Consider the following 21,159-nt stretch of genomic DNA (forward strand, 5'->3'; position numbering starts at 1 on the left):
CCTGACAAAGGGGGTTTTATGCTCTATTCGGACTTAACAGCAGCCTGCAGTACGGTGTTAGCCACCTTTCCGGCAACCTTGCTCCCGCTGCCGCCTTCTTCTACCAGAACAATAAATGCGTAAGGGTGATCCGGATCTTGAAGGAAACCGGTGAACCAGGCGTTGTCTTCATCGGTATGATCACTTTGGGCTGTTCCGGATTTGGCGCAGATCGTAAGTCCGGGAAAATTTCCCTGACCGTATTGATTGATTACGTTGTTTCGCATCATATCGGCCAGCTTGGATGCTGTATCTTCCTCTATTAATTTTTTCGTGGAGTGTTTTAAATATAAACTGGTTCGGACGCCTTTTTCAAAGGCCGTATGTGAAATAATCTGAGGTTTTGCGGCGGAGCCTCCATTGGCAATCGCACCCGAGTAGACCATTAAGGCACACGGATTGACCAGATCTTTTCCCTGACCGATGCCGGACCATGCTAATCCGCCTTTTCCTCCATAAGTAAAGTCAAAGGTAGACTTGGCGGTATGAATGCCATTTATGGAGAGGCTGCCGGTCAGACCGGCCTTTTTTACATATTCCGCCAGCTGATCACTGCCGATCTCCGCAGCCAGCTGACCGAAAACACAGTTGCAGGATACAGCCAGAGCCTGGTCCAAGGTCAGATCCCCATGCGCATCGGGACAGGTGATGAGCTGATCGCCGATCATAACTTTTCCGCTGCAATGAAAGGTTCTGTTTTCCACTCCATCAATTTTTTCCAGGGCAGCCGTAGCTGTAATCAACTTAAAAGTAGATCCCGGAATAAATGTGGCGGAAAGCAGTCGATTCATATAAACGCCGTCATACGTTTTGTCTCCATCGTGAATAGTGGGAGGGGAGGCGGGATCGTAGGTCGGTGTACTGACCATGCAGATGATCTCCCCGGTTTTATAATTGTAAACTCCTACAGTACCTCTATGACCATTCAGTGCCTTATACGCTGTTTGGCATACGTCTGCATTTAATGTCAGATACAGGTCTCTTCCGCCGGGGAAAATGGGCTTAGCTCCTGTAATCACGTTGTACCCGGTCAATTTATCGGCAAACCGGGTCAATGCGCCGGTACCGATCATTCCGGTAGAGTCACCGACGGTATGCAGCGTGGCCTTTCGGATATAGGAGTTATTCGAGTATTTCCATTTATTGTCTGTACGGTCATATTCAGCGAGAACTTGACCTGTTTCATCCAGTATTCTGCCGGTGTTTAAAACCTTATTGGTGTATAAATGGCGGTTGGCTGAAAAAGCAGACCAAGTACTTCCTTCCATAAAAAATTTAACAGTAAAAATTCCTGTACCGGCAACTAAAGCCAGCGCAAGAAAAAAACATACTATTGTTCGGGAGGTTATTTTTTTCATGATCGATCCTCCTTTTCATCATCAAGCCGGTCAAACTGATCCAGAAAATCATTGATCTGGTGCTGCTTTGTCTCATCACTTTCCCGGTCTGTATCCATCTGGTCGAACTGTTTCAGGAAAGAATCGATGTCATTCTGGCTTTCTCTTTCCGCATCCGCATCCGTTAAGCCCTCCCCTAAATGAGGCAGACTGCGAACGGCAAAGCTGGCGTTCTGTCTGGTATCCGCTGCTTTTAAGAAGGCTAACAGCCCCCAGGAGCTTATCATACTGGAGCCTCCGCAGGAGATAAACGGAAAGGTCACTCCAGTCAGCGGCAGCAAATCTACAGAACCAAATACGTTCAAAATAGTCTGGAATACTAACAGGGAGGTCGCCGCACACGCTGCTGTGGTGTAGAAAGCAGAACGTCCTGTTTTCGTGACCCGAAATGCAAAAATGGATAAAGTGACGATGCTGGCAACGGCCAGCAGAGCGATGACAAGCCCCCATTCTTCGCATAACATGCCAAAGACCAGATCGGTATTGGCCGCAGCTACATTGTGGAGCCATCCGTTTCCTGCTCCCACCCCTATCAAGCCGCCGCTGGCTGCTGCGGACATGGTGCGAACCTGTTGATATCCGGAGCCGGTGGCGTTTTGCCAAGCATGCCCCCAGACGGAAAAACGGGAAGCAATATATGGCTTGAACCTTAAAATTAATCCTCCGCCGGCGACGGCTCCTCCGCAGACCAGGGATAATGTGGCAAAGTCACCGGAACGCAAAAAGGCTATTACCAGGAATACCACGAAGAAGATGGCGGCCGTTCCAAAATCACTCATAATGGCTAAGGCCAGCAAACAGAAACCTGACAGGAGCATGAAGCCCCACACATTTCGTTTGACAAAAAGCCTGTCTAGGGTGGCAGATCCGGCGAAAATGAAGCAGACCTTGGCCAGCTCAGATGGCTGGACAGATATACCGCCTATGGAAATCCAGTTCTGAGCGCCGTGTATGACCGAACCAAATATCAAATTGATTAAAAGAAGTCCTATCGTGAACACTGCCATAAAATGTCTGGCTTGAATCACTCTTTTTAAATCTCTCAAATACCATCCTAAGCCCAGGAATACAGCAATGCCCAGTATGATGGTGCAGGTCTGTTTTATAAGAGATTCGGGGGATGAAGAGGTGGTGACCGCAAGATTTAGGGTGCAGGCGAAAAAGGCCAGAATCTCCGGTTCAAAACCTGTCCGTTTTGCCAGTTTTGAAAACATAACATAGACCCACATGATCCCTAAAAGTACACCGTAGCATAACACGATCCGATCCGCATAGTCGGGCCGGGTGATGATTAGTTGAAGTACGGTCAATATCTGGAAAAGTGTGAGCATGGCAAAAGAACTCCAAGGGGGTGCCGGACGGCTCTGAGCCAGCCTGTTCTGCTGCTGCTTTTCGTGCTCTTCTTCTGAAATCTGTTCCAGGGTAAGGAGTACACCGCCAAACAGAATGGTTTCACCAGGTTTTACCGGAGCGGAATCCTTTACCGGATGTCCGTTGCACAGCGTCGGATTTTTTTCTGACAGACTGTAGACTTTCCAATTTCCATCATCATCGCGGATAAGCGAGCATTGGGTTCTGGAAATGGTAGGAAAGTTGATGATCACGTCACAGTGGCGGGCACGTCCTACCGTGCATTCCCAATGATGAATAGGAAATCTGCCGAGTTCAGGAGATACCAGATAACCCCAGGTCTCTTCCGGATTTTTTACCCGAAGCATGTCGTGAAGAACAGATAAAAGTATGCCCAGTGCAAGAACGGGAAAAATCCATCTTACGATTCCGCCGTACCAATCTGCAACTGTTGTGGGATTTTCTGAGATCCACTGAAACGCGTATTGAATGATTTCACCGGTGCGCGATCCGAAATCTGAAAGAATTTCTCCCATATTATTCATAAAGTCTGACAACTTATTACCTCCATGTTCATCGTAATGAAATCCGCCGCAGTGCTGTAAATGCGGCAGGGTTTCAAAAGATATACTAACTAAAACAGTATATCATAGGAAGGCGGTTCGTGTATTGACAAATTTAACTATTTCGTGCAAAATCGGTAATAGTTTATTGTGTTTTTATGGAAATTGGAACAGGTTAGTATCTCTATGCGATCTGTCAATGTGGGCAGGACTTCACGGGAAAGGAAATGAGATGGAAAGATTTTTTAAATTACAAGAACATCATACAGATGTAAAAACGGAAATTACGGCAGGGATTACTACATTTCTATCTATGGCATACATTTTGGCGGTCAATCCCGCTATGCTGGCAGATGCGGGGATGAACAGCGGAGGCGTGTTCACGGCGACCGCTATATCGGCGGCAGTCGGCACACTGATTATGGCCTTTTTTACGAATTATCCGGTAGCACTGGCCTCCGGCATGGGCCTCAACGCATATTTTACTTATTCTGTATGCATACCTCTGGCGGAGCAGGGAATAGAGGATCCGTGGAAGATTGCTCTGGCGGCAGTATTTGTTGAGGGACTGATATTTATTTTATTGACCCTCTGCCGATTCCGGGAAAAGCTTATAAACGATGTCCCTAAAAATTTAAAGTATGGCATCACCGTCGGAATTGGATTATTTATAACCTTGATCGGATTGAGCAATGCGGGGATCGTTATTGCAAGCAGCTCCACCTTAGTGGATTTGGGATCGGTTCCTTCTGCACCGTTTGCATTGGCTTTTTTAGGGTTTTTAGTCATCTGCATCCTGCATCATTACAAAGTCATTTGTCCCATTTTATGGGGAATATTGGTAACCTGGGGAGTAGGCATGCTTGCGCAGAAAATCGGCTGGTATACGGTGAATCCAAATGTCGGACAGTATTCTGTCTTTCCTGACTTCAATAGCAGTGGATTTATTCCGGAAAAACCGGCCCTGTTTGCCTTTGACTTCGGATTTATCACAAAGAACTTTATCCAGTTTGCGGTGATTGTTTTTTCGTTTTTGTTTGTGGAATTATTTGATACGGTGGGCGGATTGATCGGTATAGCGGATAAGGCAGATCTCTTGGATGAGGATGGAAAACTTCCCCAAGCAAGCAGAGCCCTGATGGCAGATGCCGTTGGAACCGTTGCTGGAGCGTGTCTGGGTACCTCCACGGTGACGGCGTATATGGAAAGCTGTGCGGGAGTGGGACAGGGAGGAAGAACCGGATTGACTGCGGTCACTACAGCTGTTTTTTTTATGCTTGCTTTATTTTTCTCACCAGTTTTTATCGCCATACCGGGTTTTGCCACAGCTCCGGCTTTGATATTTGTGGGGTGGCTCATGATGAATTCCATTAAAAAGATGAGTTTTGAGGGAGATCCCGCAGACTCCATAGGGGGATTCATTGCCATGATCATGATGCCCTTTACATATTCCATTGCAAACGGCATTATGTTTGGTATTTTGAGCTGGGTCATTTTGAAGCTGTGTTCCGGAAAAATGAAAGATATACCGGCGGTAATGTGGGTCAGCAGCCTGCTGTTTATTTTGAGAATCATCACGATGATTTTTTAGTTTGGAGATATTTAAAAAATATGATACAATAATGAAGATGTTATTTATATGGCAAGATAGGAGCTTGAGATGAGTATTGATACAGTAAAGTCGATCAATCAATATTTTGACGGAATAAATCAGGGAAACGTTGGTATTAACGGATCTGAAAAGAATGGGAATGCTTTTGAACAGACATTAAAAAAATTTGTTTCTGAAAATCAGGGAAATGATTTGCTTTCAAATGTTGTAAGTTCCCCGGATCATACGAATGGTACGGGAGCTCATTCGGATTTGGAAGATATTTTTACGAAAGCCGCAGAAACGTATGATGTCCCGGTAGAACTGCTAAAAGCTGTGGCAAAAGCGGAATCGGGATTTAATCCCAATGCGGTATCAAAGTGCGGAGCAATGGGCATCATGCAGTTAATGCCGGCTACAGCTAAGGCATTGGGCGTGGTGAATGCGTACGATCCGGAGCAGAATATCATGGGCGGAGCTCATTATATATCCCAAAAGTTAAAAGCTTATAACGGGGATATTACGCTGGCTTTGGCGGCATACAACGCCGGTTCGGGAAATGTTGCCAAATACGGAGGCGTGCCGCCTTTTTCAGAAACACAGAATTACATAAAAAAGATTTATGGATATATGGGCGAGGACATCAAACTGCCTGAGCTTCAAACACAGACTGCGAATTCAGTTTCTTCGGGAATTGCCGAACTTCTGGGGGGAACTCAGCCGTTTACAGATCAGGAAACAGAAAAAGCATATCTGGCAGAAAGACTGCAAATATTGTGCCACCAGCTGGATATGCAGGGAATCTTCGCATCGGATGACGAAGAAGAAAATAACAGCTACGATCTGGGTGTAAGCCAGCTGATAAATTCGTTGAAGAATCTATAAAGGCAGCAGTTAAAATACGATGAAAAGAGAGGATATATCAATGGAGAGAAGGATCGGAACAGTTTCCAGAGGATTACGAGCACCAATTATCAGACAAGGAGATGACTTGAAAAGGATAGCAGTAGATACATTGCTGGAGGCTGCTGAAATCCACGGCTTCGAGATTCAGGACAGAGATATTTTGGCCATTACGGAGGCGGTTGTGGCGAGAGCACAGGGAAACTATGCTACCACATCGCAGCTTGCAGAGGACGTGAAAGAGAAACTGGGAGGAGAAAGCATAGGCGTGATTTTTCCCATTCTGAGCCGAAATCGATTTTCCGTTTGTTTGAAAGGAATTGCTAAAGGAGCGAAAAAAGTCATACTGATGCTTAGCTATCCCAGCGATGAGGTGGGAAATCATTTGGTGGATATTGATTTACTGGATGAAAAAAATATTAATCCGTACACGGATGTATTAGATCAGGAACAGTTTGAGAATCTTTTTGGAAAATCAAAGCACACTTTTACGGGGATGGATTATGTAAATTATTATAAACAGCTTATTGAAAACGAAGGAGCCGAAGCAGAAATTATCTTTTCAAATAATCCAAAAACAATTCTAAATTACACCAAGAATGTATTGACCTGCGATATTCATACCCGAGAAAGAACCAAGCGAATCTTAAAGAAAGCCGGAGCGGATATCGTGCTGGGACTGGACGACCTGCTCAATAAGAGTGTGTCGGGAAGCGGATTCAATACAAAGTATGGGATTCTTGGATCCAATAAGGCAACGGAAGATACAGTCAAGTTATTTCCCAATGACTGTACGGCATTTTCAAAAAGCATTCAGAAAGAAATCCGGGAGAGAACCGGAAAGACTATTGAGGTAATGGTCTACGGGGATGGTGCGTTTAAGGATCCGGTAGGCAAGATCTGGGAGCTGGCAGATCCGGTGGTTTCACCGGGATACACGGAAGGGCTGGAAGGCACTCCAAATGAAATCAAAATCAAATATCTTGCGGACAATGATTTTGCTGATCTGTGCGGAGATGCTCTCAAAGAAGCTATTTCAGACCGTATCAAGAAGAAGGACAGCCATCTGGGCGATTCCATGGCTGCGCAGGGTACCACGCCGAGGCGACTAACGGACTTAATCGGCTCTCTTTGCGATCTGACGTCTGGAAGCGGAGATAAGGGCACGCCCATTGTTTATATTCAAGGATATTTCGATAATTATACGATATAAAACAAGATAAAAAAGTGAAAATGAAAGAATAAATAAACGAAAAAACAGAAGCGCGTTGCTTCTGTTTTTTATTTTTGGTATGAAGCCTTGTCTCCTGTGCAAGGTCATTGAAGAGCAGACTTGTGTAAAATTAATCGTCTAACATGGACACGATATCCTGCTTCGGACGTGCGCCTACAGCCACATTGACTACCTTGCCTTCTTTGACTACAGCCAGTGTCGGGATGCTCATGACATTAAAAGCACTGGCAAGCTCAGGCTGTTCGTCAATATTTACCTTGCAGACCTTTGCGGTCGGCAGTTCTTTTGCAATTTCATCGACAATAGGGGAGACCATCTTGCATGGACCGCACCATGAAGCCCAAAAATCAATGAGTACCGGTTTGTCGGATTCCATTACTTCTGTTTGAAAATTATCTTTTGTTACTGTTAATGCTGACATATCTTTTCTCCTTTTTATCTTATATTTTCTATGCGTTCAAAATGTATTGGTTTATTTTATGTCACAATTATATTATATTTTATACCCAGATTCTGTGACATTATCACCGAATTAAAAAATAATTTATCCGCGGAGATATTTGATGGCGGAGGTTCCGGCAATAGCACCGTCGCTTACGGCTTTAGATATTTGAAGCAGCCCGCCGGTGCAGTCTCCCGCCGCATATAGCCCGGGAACGTTTGTGGACATATCAGCGTTTACTATGATTTTGTTCCCTTCGGTAAAAGCACCTATTTTTTTAGCCAGAGCAGTACTTCCCGCAGTTCCGTAAGCAATAAAGACGCCGTCCAGCCTGATCTGGTTTTCATGATTCAGCGTGACGGATTCCAGAGATCCGATTCCGCCTAACAGCGGGCTGGAAGGGCCGGGATTAAAGCTGGAAACGGATTGCCTTTCAATTTTAATTTCCTGTGGGAACGGAACGGCAGGTTCCGTACCATTTGTCAGTAATGTAACCGAATTGGCAACGGGGAGAAGCTCTTTTGCCTCATTTAATGCATATTCACCGTTCCCCAGTACACCCACATTTTTACCTCTGTAGAAAAAAGCATCGCAGATGGCGCAATAGCTGACTCCCTTTCCTTCCAATTCTTGCAGGCCTTTGATAGGAGGAGCCGTGCGGGAGGTACCTGTAGCCAGAATGACCGAATCCGAAAGGTATTCATGTTTATCCGTACGGACGGAGAAGGTCTGCCCATTCGGTGCAGAATCCGGTTCAGCCGTTATGCTACTGACGCTTACGACTTCTTCTTTGATCACCTTTGCTCCCAGACGCTTTGCCTGTGCGATGCCTGTTTCGACTAAGCGAGTACCGGATACAGGATATTCAAAACCATAATAATTTTCAATTTTATCAGCCTTTCCCAAAGAACCGAGGCCGCTTCCGATAACGGTGGTGTGAATCCCAGCTCGCACCGTATATAAGGCTGCGGAAATACCGGCGGGGCCATTACCTATAATGATCACATTTTTCATAATCAGCCTAAACCTTTCTGTTTTATATTCTGTCAACTAATTTTATATTTATATTAAAGCATAGATAAACTTAGAATTTCAACTATTATATGCTTATTTTCCTGAAAATGACGGAAAATATTCAGTGTGCAGGAAAAAGACGGTAAAGATATAAAAGAAAAAGAGGAGACAGTTATAAAAATTGCTCCTCCATCGATTTAAAAATGTTATAATACCTACTATGTAACTCGCCCTGAGACTACTCTGCAGGCGCAACGTCAACTTTTTCTTCCAGAACTTTTTCATATTCGGCAAAGATTGCGTCTTTGATTTTGTTTCTGGTTTCCGAAATAAGTGGATGGGCAATATCTCTAAAGTCCCCTTCACCCATCTTTCTGCTAGGCATTGCAATAAATAATCCGTTTTGGCCCTCAATGATTTTGATATCATGCACCACGAACTCATCATCAAAGGTAACAGAAACAACGGCCTTCATCTTTCCATCATCATTAACCTTACGAACCCTTACATCAGTAATATTCAAATCTGGTCACCATCCTTTCATGCCACAAAAATATGCTGCACATTTAATAAAATAGATATTTGCCAGTATTATACAATAACAACCAAAAAAATACAAGGGTTTTTGACTAAAAAATAAGTATTTTTTAAAAAATCTGACAATTGCTGTAGACCTCAATTTCCTTGGTATTTTCATCCACTTTGCCCAGATACAATAATGTGCAATAATCCTGTATCTTTTTTTTCTCGGGTTCTGTGGAAGCAATCACGATTCCGGTACCGACAATTTCGACTTCAAATTCTGCCAAGATATCTTTAATGCCCTTTACACTGCCGCCGGCACGCATAAAGTCGTCTATGATCAAAACCTTTGAACCGGGAACAACAGCCCGCTTTGACACGGACATTTTCTGCACCCGATCCGAGGAGCCCGAAAAATAATTAATGCTCAAAGTGGAGCCTTCCGATATCTTACTTTCCCGGCGAATGATGATCATCGGAAGATGTAACATATGTGCGGTCATGGTTGCAATAGGAATACCTTTTGTTTCAATGGTTGCGATGTATTCGGCTTTGTAATCCTGAAATTTTCTGGCAAAAACGGTTGCTACCTGTCTGGCTATATTGGCATCAAACATCACATCTGAGGTATATAAAAAACCTCCGCCCAAAATTCTGCTGCCGTCTCTGAGCTTTTCGCATAATTCCTCTTGAAGCAGTCTGCAATTCTCATCTGAAATATAGGGAATATATTTTACACCGCCGCCAGATCCGGATATGGTCTGTATGATTCCCAGATTCACGGATTGAAGCGTCTGCTTTGCCGTTAGCAAGTCCTCGCTTATACTGGATTTTGCCGCTCCGAAAAGAGTACAGAAATAGTTTAAGCTGTATAGCTTATTTGGAGTATCCGATAAAATTTTTATAATGGCTGCTACGCGTTCAGCTCTTTTCATGAGTGTCCTCCTACGTGTTAAATAAATCATGACGTTCATTGCACCATGCAAGCTCCGTGGCAGCATGATCCAATGGCGCTTCTTTACGGCAACGCCGATTTTAATCATTGCGTTCATTATAACACACAAGCATCTAATAAAATCGAATAATATTTTAATAAAATGCAGGATTTTTTTGAACAATTTATGGTATAATGAACCATGATGGGTTTATTGGAGCCTATTCAACATTAAATATATATTTTGGAGGCATAAATTGTGATAAATTTATCTGATTATAATCATATACATTGCATAGGAATCGGCGGTATCGGCCTGAGTGCCATTGCTGAGATTTTATTAAATAGAGGGTATACTGTTTCAGGATCTGATATGAAAGAAAGCGAAATAACAGATCGGCTGATTAAAAAGGGTGCCCATATTTTTTTGGGGCAACGGGAAAAAAATGTGGATGGCGCAGATTTAGTCGTGTATTCTTCGGCAGTCACCCAGGATAATCCCGAGATGGTGAGAGCTGCAGAATTGAATATTCCTGCGGTGACCAGAGCCACCATATTGGGCGTGCTTATGTCGGAATATAAAAACAGCATTGCCGTATCTGGAACCCATGGAAAGACGACTACTACATCCATGATCTCATTGATATTGGAACATGCACAAAAGGATCCAACTATTCTGGTAGGAGGAAATTTATCCGAAATCGGCGGCAACGTAAAAGTGGGAAAAAGTGAATTTTTCATTACGGAAGCATGCGAATATATGGACAGTTTTCTCCATTTAAAACCGAAAATTGAGATTATACTTAATATAGATTCAGACCATTTAGATTACTTTAAGGATATCGACCATATTGTCAGTTCTTTTAAAAAGTTTGCTGATCTCGTAGGGGAAGACGGTATGATCGTTGCCTACGAAGCAAATCCCTTCGTAAATGGTATTATAAAAGATTTACCCAATGCAGTGACTTTTGGATACAATGAAAACTGCACCTATTATGTAACGGATGTAGCCTTCAATTCTTTTGGAATGCCGCAATTTTACGTGAATCATGAGGGAAATAGACTTTGCACCATTCAGTTGTCCATACCGGGTGAGCACAATATTTTAAATGCGCTCGCTTCTTTTGCGTGCTGTCATTCTCTGGGAGTGGATATTGATGACATTGTGTCTACTTTAGAAAGTTATACTGGAACTCAGCGCAGATTTGATATTATCGGCATCACTTCCGACAATATTCAGATTGTTGATGATTATGCCCATCATCCGACGGAAATTAAAGCGACGCTTGCCGCGGCGCAGAACATTCCCCATAAAGATCTGTGGTGCCTATTCCAGCCCCATACGTATACCAGAACACTTGCCCTGTTTGACGAGTTTGCCGAGTCCTTTGACAAGGCAGATAAAATTGTCATGACTGAGATTTATGCTGCCAGAGAAAAAAATGTATACAAGATCAGTTCCAAGGAACTGGTGAGCGAAATAAAGAGATTACATCCGACAAAGGATGTATACTATTTCAGCGATTTTGATGAAATTGCCAATTTTGTTATTAATAATGCTCAGAGCGGAGATTTGGTCATAACTATGGGAGCGGGAGATATTTATAAGGTCGCGGAAATTATTTTGGAAAAAGACAGAAGGAGATAACAGAAGAATTATGACAATGGAAGAATGTCTTGAATTGGAAAAGCAAAGATTGGAAATAAATAAAAAACATTTGGAAAATGGAGTAAGATTTGTGGATATAAGGACTGCTTACATAGGATCGGAGGTAAAAATAGGAGCAGGAACTGTAATTTATCCTTGTGTTACACTAGAAGGAAGAGTTATAATCGGAGTTGACTGCGTTATTGGGCAGAATACCAGAATCGTGGATTCTACCATCGGAGACTGTACGGATATTCAGAGTTCGGTTATTACGGAAAGCTCAGTGGGAAGCAATACAAAGGTCGGACCTTTTGCTTATCTCAGACCGAACAGTACGATTGGGAACCATTGCAAGGTAGGTGACTTTGTGGAAGTTAAAAATTCCAGCATGGGCGATGGAGCAAAGGCATCTCACCTCACCTATATCGGGGATTCCGATGTGGGCAGAGACGTAAATCTCGGCTGTGGAGTCGTATTTGTAAATTATGATGGGAAAAATAAACACCGCTCGGTTATTGGGGACGGCGCTTTTATCGGTTGTAACACGAATCTTGTTTCACCGGTAACCGTTGAGGCAGGCTCCTATATAGCAGCGGGCAGTACAGTAACGAAGAATGTTCCGAAGGGTTCCCTTTATGTGGCTCGTGCTAAGGAAAGGATTATCGAAGGCTGGGTAGAACGCAGGGGGCTATTAGAGAAAAAGAATAAATAATTTTAATTTGGATGAAAATGAAAACGGAAGTTAATTTTTTATTTAAGAATTAAGATAGTATTATCGAAGAAGCTATGGATAAAAACAGAAAGAGGTGTAGAAAACAAATGAAAAGCGGAGCATTTTCAGATTTCAAGATTTTTACGGGCAATTCACATCCGGCACTGGCCGAGGAAGTTGCTAAGATTATGGGAAAACCATTAGGCAAGGCTACGGTGAGTACGTTCAGCGACGGAGAAATATCCGTAAATTTATGGGAAACGGTAAGAGGTATGGATACTTACATTGTTCAGCCGACCTGCAATCCTGTAAACAACAGCCTGATGGAAGTCCTGATCATGATCGATGCGATGAAGAGAGCGTCAGCCGGCAGAATTAATGCGGTTATCCCTTATTATGGTTATGCTCGTCAGGATCGAAAAGCAAAAGCAAGAGATCCTATTACGGCAAAGCTGGTAGCAGATCTGATCGTTGCTGCGGGAGCTGACAGAGTGGTTACAATGGATTTACATGCGGCACAGATCCAGGGATATTTTAATATTCCCGTGGATCATCTGGTAGGGATGCCTATTTTAGTGAAATATTTCCAGGATAAAAATCTGGAGGATCTGGTTATCGTATCTCCGGATCATGGAAGTGTTACGAGAGCAAGAAATATGGCACAACCTTTAAATGCTCCGATTGCCATTGTTGATAAGAGAAGACCTGAACCAAACAAGTCGGAAATTATGAATATCATCGGTGATATTGAAGGCAAAACAGCTATTCTGGTAGACGATATGATCGATACGGCCGGTACGATTACCAATGCTGCAAATGCTTTAAAAGGCCTTGGAGCAAAGGAAGTATACGCATGTGCTACTCATCCGATTCTTTCCGGTCCGGCTATTGAAAGAATTGCAGATTCAGCGATTAAAGAACTGGTTCTCTTAAATACCGCACCAATTCCGGAGGAAAAAATAATCGATAAAATTAAAGTGCTTTCTGTAGCACCGCTGTTTGCGGAAGCTATGATGAGAATTTTTACAAACGATTCAATCAGTAAGCTATTTGATTAATACTATAGATAAAAGGATAATATAAAATTATGTACGTAATTGTTGGACTTGGAAATCCGGGAAAGAAATATGAGAATACAAGGCACAATATTGGATTTATCACCTTGGATTATCTGGCTGACAGGCATGGAATCAAAATTACAAAGATAAAACATAAGGCTTTGGTCGGAGAAGGAAACATCTCCGGCCAAAAAGTTTTATTGGTCAAGCCGCAGACCTATATGAATTTAAGCGGCAATTCTGTGCGTGAGGTTATGGAATATTATAAAGCGGACATAGAAAAGTTGCTGGTCATCTATGATGATATCGACATACCGGCAGGGAGTGTGCGCATTCGGAAAAAAGGAAGTGCAGGCACTCATAACGGGATGCGTTCGGTGGTATATGATCTGCAGTCCGATCAATTTCCAAGGATAAGAATTGGCATGGGAAACAGTAAATATGCCGACTTAAAAGATTTTGTCGTTTCCGGCTTTTCCAAAGAGGAGAAAGAAATTTTTGAAAAGGCCGTGGCTCATACAGCTGATGCTATAGAGTGTTTTTTACAATTTGGCATAGACAAGGCGATGAATGAATACAATACAAAAGGAGCTGTAGGAGAAGAGAAGGGTAATGAGTGATAATAAAATCATAAATATATCCGGAATATCAGAAGGACGGGTAGCACCTGTCAGCGCTTATATTGCAGGGAAGAAAACGGGGCCGACCCTGGTGGTGACCTCCTCTGCTATCAAAGCAAAGCGACTGGGGGAAGACCTGTCTTTTTTTGCCCATAAAACGGTTTATATCATGCCTGATACGGGAGAAATGTTTCTTAGATATGAAGCAAAGACGCATCATGAGCTTCTGGATCGACTAAAAATTTTAAAGGCATTGGTAACCGGAGAAGACTGCCTTGTCGTGGCACCCATAGCTGCCGCATTGAAAAAAATGTCCTCTGCGGATACTTTTAAAAAGAATGTAATTCGGCTGAATCTGGGAGATGAAGTGAACCTGGAGGACGTGAAGCAGAGACTGGTAGCTATGGGTTATGAGAGAGTTCCTATGGTAGATGCCAAGGGACAGTTCAGTGTTCGCGGAAGCATCATAGATGTTTTTACGGCGGATGCGGAACATCCATACAGGGTTGAGCTTTTTGACGTAGAAGTAGATTCCATAAGAAGTTTTGATCTGGATACTCAACGGGCTTCAAAAAATTTAAACAATATAACCATTTTTCCGGCGGAGCTTTTGCAGAACGAGAGAGAAATCTTTGATAAAGCAGCTAAAAAAATAAATAAGGAATATTCTGCGTATATTAAACGCTTAAGCAATAAAGAAGAAAAAAGTAAAGAAGAAATTCATAAAATCGAGCAGCTTGAAAAAAGAAAAAATGAACTGTTGGAATACGTTGAAAACAGCACAAATATTCAGCTGCTGGAAAACTATATTTATTATTTCTACGAAGAAACAGCTTATTTGCACGATTACCTGCCCGAAGGTTCCACGGTTATGATCGATGATCCGGATAGGGTGATCGAAGCCATGGAAGCACGGATCAAAGAGTTCAAGATGGATTTTGAAGTCTTACTTGAAACAGGTTACGTGATACCAAAAGATTATAAATCTTTTTCGGATGAAAAAGAGTACTTTAAACTATATGAACAACCTGCTGTATACTTATTTACGCCTTTTCAGAAGCGGATCAAGGGGGATGTCAAACTTGCAGAGCTTCATCATGTCATAAGTAAACAGGGACCTGTATTTAACGGCAGGATGGATCTCCTGGCAGAAGCATTAAAACGATATGTCAGCGAAAATTATCAAATCACTATTGTATGCTCCACAGACGAGCGGGTTGAAAACCTGTCTGAATTTGTAGAGCGGAGCGGTCTGACGGGAAAAATTACGTTTAAGAAAGGCAGCATTACCGGAGGAATGGAATTCCCTGAGGAAAAGGTATGCTACATCTGGGACGGCGATATTTTTACCAATCAAAAACAAGGGAAGCACAGGCCGAAAAAAAACAATCAGAAGGGCAAAGCAATCCAAAGCTTTTCCGATTTGCGCAAAGGAGATTTTGTCGTACATGAGAACCATGGAATCGGTAAATTTCTGGGGATTGAGCAGCTGGTTGTACAGCAGGTAAAAAAGGACTATTTAAAGATAAAATACGCCGGAGAGGATATGCTTTACGTACCGGTAGAGCAGATGGATCTGATTCAGAAGTACGTTAGCGCAGACGGTGCGACGCCGAAGATCAACAAATTATCCGGCAGTGAGTGGAAAAAAACAAAGGCGAAGGCGAAGGCGGCTATTGCCAATATGGCTAAAGAGCTGCTGGAGCTTTCGGCAGCAAGGCAGATCGAAAAAGGGCATGCTTTTTCAGAAGATACGGTTTGGCAAAAAGAGTTTGAGGATAGTTTTCCGTATCAGGAGACCGCAGATCAGTTGAGAGCAATCAGCGAAATAAAGGCCGATATGGAACGTCCGATTGCCATGGACAGACTCCTTTGCGGAGATGTGGGCTATGGGAAAACGGAAGTAGCGGCCAGAGCTTTGTTTAAGTGTGTGGCGGAAGGAAAACAGGCTGCTGTTTTAGTGCCGACTACGATATTGGCGAATCAGCACTATATGACGCTGAAAGACCGGTTTGAAAAATTCCCGTTCAAGATGGAAATGCTTTGCAGATTCCGAAGTGACCGGCAGCAGGATGAGATCGTGACTCAGCTGGAAAAAGGTACCGTGGATTTAGTGATCGGTACGCACAGGATGCTTTCCAAGGATGTTAAATTTAAGAATTTGGGTCTGCTGGTCATAGATGAAGAGCAGCGGTTTGGCGTTCAGCATAAAGAAGCCATCAAGCAGCTGAGGAAGAATGTGGATGTTCTTACCATGTCCGCTACTCCGATTCCAAGGACGCTTCATATGTCCCTGGTAGGTATAAAGGATATGAGTTTGATAGAAGAACCGCCGGAAGAAAGATATCCGGTGCAGACCTATGTGCTGGAGCAGGAAGACGAACTGATTAAAACGGCTATTGAAAGGGAACTGGCAAGGGATGGACAGGTCTATATTATTTTTAACCGGGTACTTGGAATCAACAAAATAGCTGCCCAGATAAACCGGCTTGTTCCTCATGCAAAGGTGGAAGTGGCTCACGGGCAGATGAACGAGCATGAGCTGGAAGATATTATGATTCGGTTTATCAATAACGAAAGCAATGTACTGGTGGCCACTACCATTGTAGAATCCGGTATAGACATTCCAAATGCCAATACCATTATTATGCTGGATGCGGACAGACTGGGATTGGCGCAGCTTTATCAGCTGCGGGGCAGAGTCGGCAGAAGTACGAGGCTTTCCTATGCCTATCTGATGTTCCAAAGGGATAAGGTCCTTTCTGAGGTGGCTGAAAAAAGACTGCGGGCAATCAAAGAATTTACGGAGTTTGGTGCCGGATTTAAGGTGGCTATGAGAGACCTTGAAATAAGAGGAGCAGGAAATCTTCTGGGAATGGAACAGCACGGGCATATGATGATGATTGGTTACGAGCTGTACTGTAAACTGGTGGATGATGCGGTGAGAGCTTTAGGCGGAGAAGTCGTAAATCCGGATCGGGAAGAGGCTTCCATAGAGCTTCAGGTCACGGCCTATATTCCGGACAGATATATCGCAGATGAAGTCCTTAAGCTTCAAATGTATAAAAAAATTGCTGCTATTGACAGCTTGGAGGCAGAGGAAGAGATTATTGATGAATTGATTGACCGGTTTGGAGAAATTCCTAAAGAAACTATGAACTTGATTAAGGTTTCAAGAATACGCTCCATGGCTGAGAGCTTGTGTATTACAAGAATACATGAGGACGGAAATAAGATCGTCTTTGATTTCGCTCCGGAAAACCCACTTAAGGCACAGGCTTATGGAAGGCTGTCCGCCAGCTTTGGAATGCGAATCTTTATTCACGGCGGTGTAAAACCGATGGTGAGATACACTATGGAGAAAAATAACAAGCTGGAAGAAACCCTTAGGGTGCTTGAAATCATGAGAGAAGAGTAGCTATAAAAAACCTGGCGATATAGTAACGGACTGCCCTGAAGGAATCCGTTCATTTTAGCCAGGTTTTGTTTTGTTCAGCTTTCCATTTGACGTGCAAGGAAGGTTGCACCGATTTCAGCGGCTTTCAGTTCCGCATCGCCTAATACTTTATCGTCTTTTGGCAATATGGTAATGGAGCCTATGGAATCTCCCTGAGAGATAATAGGTACAACGATTTTGTTTTGCTCTGTTAATCTGTTTTTACTTTGAATAATTCGATCTAATTCATGATCAATCTTTTTGTCTAACAAATCTTTCTTCATCCCGCCTGATACAGCGATGATCTGGTCCGTATCAGATACAACAACGGTGCTCCCCAAAACGCTAGATGCTGTTTCTGCATATTCACCTGCAAATTGGCTAAGCTCGTTAATAGGAGAATATTTCTTCAATATTACTTCGCCGTCTTTGCTGGTATAAATTTCAAGAGGATCTCCCTCCCGGATTCTGAGGACTCTTCTTATTTCCTTTGGTATAACAACTCTGCCGAGGTCGTCTATCCTTCTAACTATGCCTGTTGCTTTCATAAATGATTCCTCCTAAATACTATTTTGGTTTAAAATGCAAGTTGTTTTTAATTCTTGCTAAAATTTTATTCATATTGTTTGTAACTGAGGAAAATTTATACTCGGCATTGAGAAAAATAATGCTAACAAAAGTTGGAAACCATATGGAACGGTTCTGAGAAAAAAGATGAAATATAGTTACTTGCATGGTATAATATAATGTCTATGTAATAAAATTACGAAATAGAGGAGGTTTCAAATGATTTTTACAAATATATCAATTTTAGATGAAAATATGCAGTTACAGGAAAATATGTATGTAGGAATAAAAAATGAAAAAATCGATTATATTGGTAAGGAGATGCCATTTACGGATTATGGAGAAAGCTATCCCGGAAAAGGAAAGCTTTTGATGAGCGGATTTTATAATACTCATGCTCATTCTCCGATGACCCTGCTCAGAGGATATGGTGAAAATCTGGCCTTGCAAGCATGGCTGAATGAAAGAATTTTTCCTTTTGAAGCTAAATTAGACGGCAACGCCGTTTATTGGGGAACCATGTTGGCTATGGCTGAATCGCTTCGATTCGGCATTGTATCAACTACAGATATGTACTATTTTTGTGAAGACATGGTAAAAGCCATAGAACAGGCCGGAACAAAAGACAATGTGGGCAGAGGGGTTACCAATTTTACGGATTCCGATTTATACTCTCTGGAAAGCTTTTCGGAAATGAAAGCTTTGTATGGAAACTATCATAATACAGCCGGCGGAAGAATAAAAATTGACATGAGCCTGCATGCAGAATATACCTCCAATCCAAAGACGGTTCAGCAAATGGCAGCCTATACAAAGGCTATCGGAGCCAATATGCACGTACATGTCTCAGAAACGAAATTGGAGCATGAAGAATGTAAGGCAAGGCATAACGGCATGACGCCTATACAGTACTTCAATGATCTGGGTCTGCTGGATTCCAAGACAACGGCGGCGCATTGCGTCTGGGTGGAGCCGGAGGATATGGATATCATGAAAGAAAAAGGCGTTACAGTGGCAAGTAATCCAATCAGCAATTTGAAATTAGCCAGCGGTGTCTGCAACGTTCCCGAATTGCTGAAAAGGGGAATCAATGTTTCCATAGGAACGGACAGTGTTTCCAGCAATAACAGTTTAGATTTTATTGAAGAAATGAAGATTTTTGCAATTTCTTCTAAGGAAAAGTATCAAGACCCGACGGCTGTCACACCGACAGAAACTCTTTATGCAGCCACAAGAGCAGGTGCTCTGTCGCAGGGAAGAGAAGATTGCGGAAAGCTGGCTGTGGGATATAAAGCCGATGTGATCGTTCTGGATATTATGAAACCAAACTTTGTGCCTGTTCACGATATGGTAAATAATATCGTATATTCCGCCTGTGGGGGAGATGTTGTGTTGACAATGGTCGATGGAAAGGTACTGTATAAAGATGGAGTATACACCACTATAGACCTTGAAAAGACAATGTTTGAGACGAATAAGGCAACGAAGAATATAATAAGTCAGCTATAAAAGGAGTTTAGAGAATGGCAAAAAAATCCTTTGTTCAAGGTGCCGTAATCCTTGGTATTGCGGGTATAATAATAAAAGTGTTAGGGGCATTCTTCAGAATTCCTTTGGCTAATTTAATAGGATCTGAGGGTATGGGATATTACCAGACTGCATATCCTATATATGTTCTGTTTTTAACCCTGGCAACTGCGGGCATTCCCATCGCTATTTCAAGAATGGTTTCGGAGAGGATTGCCGTCGATGATTATTATGAGGCTCATAAAGTTTTTCGGGTTTCTTTTATTCTGCTTTTTTGTATCGGAATTGTTTCCGCCGCCATATGTTTTTTTGGTGCCGGTCTTCTGGTAGGAACCATGGGAAATCCCGGTGCTAAACTGGCTATGATGGCTATCGCTCCGGCTTTGCTGTTTGTCCCGATGCAGGCTGCATACCGCGGATATTTTCAAGGAATGCAGGATATGAAGCTAACGGCAGTGTCTCAAGTTACAGAACAGTTCTGCCGAGTAGTTGTCGGCTTGTTTTTAGCCTATTTTCTTGTGAAATTCGGAAGAGAATATGCTGCGGCAGGAGCCTCTTTTGGAGCCACGGCAGGCGCCATCGGAGGTGTTCTGACAGTCGTAATCATTTATTTATATAAAAGAGGTTCTTTAGAGCATAACATCCAGAGGACGAAGAGAAGCAGCAGTGAGAGCAGCAGCAGTATTTTAGCAAAAATCTTTATGATCGCCATTCCGGTTACCATTGGTGCAGCCATTATGCCGATTATGAATGCAATCGACGTGGGCATCGTCATGCGCCGGCTGCAAGCCACGGGGTGGACGTATGCAGCGGCTAACAGCATGTATGGTCAGCTTACCGGCATGGCAGGACCGCTCATTAATTTTCCGCAGGTTTTAACTCAGGCTGTAGCCATGAGTCTGGTTCCGGCGGTAGCTGCGGCTCATAAGCAGAAGGATATGCATTTTCTTCGTGAAAACGTTCAAATGGGACTTAGAATGGCTATTATTATCGGATTGCCGTGTGCCTTTGGGCTGATGGCTCTGTCTGAGCCCATCATGCTGCTTCTTTACCCAATGCAGAGAGAAAGTGCCATGAATGCCGCACCATGCCTGTTTATTATGGCCATTGGGGTGATCTTCTTATCTACCGTGCAGACCTTGACCGGCGTACTGCAAGGCGTAGGAAAGCAAATGATCCCTGTAAGGAATCTGTTCATTGGGGCAATAATGAAAGTCATTATTACTTATACATTAACTGGAGTCGAACAGATCAACGTAAAGGGCGCGGCCATTGGAACTGTTGCAGCTTATATGATTGCGGCGACGTTGAATGTAATGGCTGTTAAAAAGTACACCGGAGCAAAATTTGACTTTATGCTCACCTATGTAAAACCAACGATTTCCACCTTATTTATGGCAGCTGCCGCTGTGTTTGTTCATCGTGTCCTATTTGGTATGGTGGGAAATGCCTTAGCTACATTAATGGCTGTCTGCGTAGCAGGTGCGGTTTATTGTGTGATGCTTTTTGTCACAAAGTCTGTTAAGAGGGAAGAAATTGTTCATATGCCTAAGGGAAAGACCTTACTTAACATAATGGATAAGTTTAAGCGATAAATGCAAT

At 43.0% G+C, this 21,159-nt stretch carries 17 protein-coding genes; 10 read left to right on the forward strand and 7 right to left on the reverse strand.

Annotation, left to right across the window (positions count from 1 at the left end; all coding sequences use genetic code 11):
- Positions 1-23: 23 nt before the first annotated feature.
- Together EQM06_RS04265 and EQM06_RS04270 are read right to left on the reverse strand one after the other, a co-directional pair.
- Entirely contained in the window at positions 24-1,397 is a 1,374-nt protein-coding gene (locus EQM06_RS04265) for a penicillin-binding transpeptidase domain-containing protein (protein ID WP_128745157.1), read from the reverse strand.
- Positions 1,394-3,343 carry an FtsW/RodA/SpoVE family cell cycle protein gene (locus tag EQM06_RS04270; RefSeq protein WP_128745158.1) on the reverse strand — a complete coding sequence of 650 codons (1,950 nt, stop codon included), beginning with the start codon at positions 3,341-3,343 and terminating at the stop codon, positions 1,394-1,396. The genes EQM06_RS04265 and EQM06_RS04270 overlap by 4 nt, the downstream gene beginning before the upstream one ends.
- 238 nt (positions 3,344-3,581) lie before the next feature.
- Between EQM06_RS04270 and EQM06_RS04275 the strand changes: the two genes are divergently transcribed.
- The 3 genes from EQM06_RS04275 (at position 3,582) to EQM06_RS04285 (ending at position 7,056) form a co-directional block, all read left to right on the forward strand.
- A complete protein-coding gene (locus EQM06_RS04275) occupies positions 3,582-4,940 on the forward strand; it encodes an NCS2 family permease (protein WP_128745159.1) in 1,359 nt (452 codons plus the stop codon).
- Positions 4,941-5,009: 69 nt separating this feature from the next.
- The gene (locus EQM06_RS04280) at positions 5,010-5,825 is read left to right on the forward strand and encodes a lytic transglycosylase domain-containing protein (protein ID WP_128745160.1); all 816 of its coding nucleotides are present in this window, start codon (positions 5,010-5,012) and stop codon (positions 5,823-5,825) included.
- A gap of 40 nt (positions 5,826-5,865) precedes the next feature.
- Positions 5,866-7,056, forward strand: a complete 1,191-nt coding sequence (locus EQM06_RS04285) for a coenzyme F420-0:L-glutamate ligase (RefSeq protein ID WP_128745161.1) — start codon at positions 5,866-5,868, stop codon at positions 7,054-7,056.
- A 130-nt stretch (positions 7,057-7,186) separates the two neighbouring features.
- Here EQM06_RS04285 and trxA read toward each other — a convergent pair whose 3' ends face one another.
- The 4 genes from trxA to purR all read right to left on the reverse strand — a co-directional run bounded on the left by trxA (position 7,187) and on the right by purR (position 9,990).
- The gene (trxA, locus tag EQM06_RS04290; RefSeq protein WP_128745162.1) at positions 7,187-7,498 is read right to left on the reverse strand and encodes a thioredoxin; all 312 of its coding nucleotides are present in this window, start codon (positions 7,496-7,498) and stop codon (positions 7,187-7,189) included.
- Between the two features lie 123 nt (positions 7,499-7,621).
- Positions 7,622-8,533, reverse strand: coding sequence for an NAD(P)/FAD-dependent oxidoreductase (locus EQM06_RS04295; RefSeq protein WP_128745163.1), 912 nt, complete (start codon positions 8,531-8,533; stop codon positions 7,622-7,624).
- Positions 8,534-8,771: 238 nt separating this feature from the next.
- Complete coding sequence (spoVG, locus tag EQM06_RS04300; RefSeq protein ID WP_128745164.1) at positions 8,772-9,056, reverse strand: septation regulator SpoVG; 285 nt, start codon at positions 9,054-9,056, stop codon at positions 8,772-8,774.
- 124 nt (positions 9,057-9,180) lie between these two features.
- The gene (purR, locus tag EQM06_RS04305; protein WP_128745165.1) at positions 9,181-9,990 is read right to left on the reverse strand and encodes a pur operon repressor; all 810 of its coding nucleotides are present in this window, start codon (positions 9,988-9,990) and stop codon (positions 9,181-9,183) included.
- 258 nt (positions 9,991-10,248) lie between these two features.
- On the opposite strand from purR, the gene murC reads away from it, so the two are divergent.
- From murC to mfd, 5 genes are all read left to right on the forward strand, one after another.
- A complete protein-coding gene (gene murC, locus EQM06_RS04310) occupies positions 10,249-11,637 on the forward strand; it encodes a UDP-N-acetylmuramate--L-alanine ligase (RefSeq protein ID WP_205666592.1) in 1,389 nt (462 codons plus the stop codon).
- Between the two features lie 10 nt (positions 11,638-11,647).
- The gene (locus tag EQM06_RS04315) at positions 11,648-12,349 is read left to right on the forward strand and encodes a UDP-N-acetylglucosamine diphosphorylase (protein ID WP_128745167.1); all 702 of its coding nucleotides are present in this window, start codon (positions 11,648-11,650) and stop codon (positions 12,347-12,349) included.
- A 107-nt stretch (positions 12,350-12,456) separates the two neighbouring features.
- A complete protein-coding gene (locus EQM06_RS04320) occupies positions 12,457-13,407 on the forward strand; it encodes a ribose-phosphate diphosphokinase (protein WP_128745168.1) in 951 nt (316 codons plus the stop codon).
- Positions 13,408-13,436: 29 nt separating this feature from the next.
- On the forward strand, positions 13,437-14,027 hold the full coding sequence (gene pth, locus EQM06_RS04325; protein WP_128745169.1) for an aminoacyl-tRNA hydrolase: 591 nt from the start codon (positions 13,437-13,439) through the stop codon (positions 14,025-14,027).
- Positions 14,020-17,445, forward strand: coding sequence for a transcription-repair coupling factor (mfd, locus tag EQM06_RS04330; RefSeq protein ID WP_128745170.1), 3,426 nt, complete (start codon positions 14,020-14,022; stop codon positions 17,443-17,445). The genes pth and mfd overlap by 8 nt, the downstream gene beginning before the upstream one ends.
- Positions 17,446-17,519: 74 nt before the next feature.
- Here mfd and EQM06_RS04335 read toward each other — a convergent pair whose 3' ends face one another.
- On the reverse strand, positions 17,520-18,011 hold the full coding sequence (locus EQM06_RS04335; protein WP_128745171.1) for a stage V sporulation T C-terminal domain-containing protein: 492 nt from the start codon (positions 18,009-18,011) through the stop codon (positions 17,520-17,522).
- A gap of 238 nt (positions 18,012-18,249) precedes the next feature.
- On the opposite strand from EQM06_RS04335, the gene EQM06_RS04340 reads away from it, so the two are divergent.
- Positions 18,250-19,539, forward strand: coding sequence for an amidohydrolase (locus EQM06_RS04340; RefSeq protein ID WP_128745172.1), 1,290 nt, complete (start codon positions 18,250-18,252; stop codon positions 19,537-19,539).
- A 14-nt stretch (positions 19,540-19,553) separates the two neighbouring features.
- Positions 19,554-21,152: a putative polysaccharide biosynthesis protein gene (locus EQM06_RS04345; protein ID WP_128745173.1), complete on the forward strand. Its 1,599-nt coding sequence runs from the start codon at positions 19,554-19,556 to the stop codon at positions 21,150-21,152.
- The last annotated feature ends 7 nt before the right edge of the window (positions 21,153-21,159 follow it).

It is taken from the genome of Aminipila luticellarii (genome assembly GCF_004103735.1).
In the GTDB taxonomy this organism is placed as follows: domain Bacteria; phylum Bacillota; class Clostridia; order Peptostreptococcales; family Anaerovoracaceae; genus Aminipila; species Aminipila luticellarii.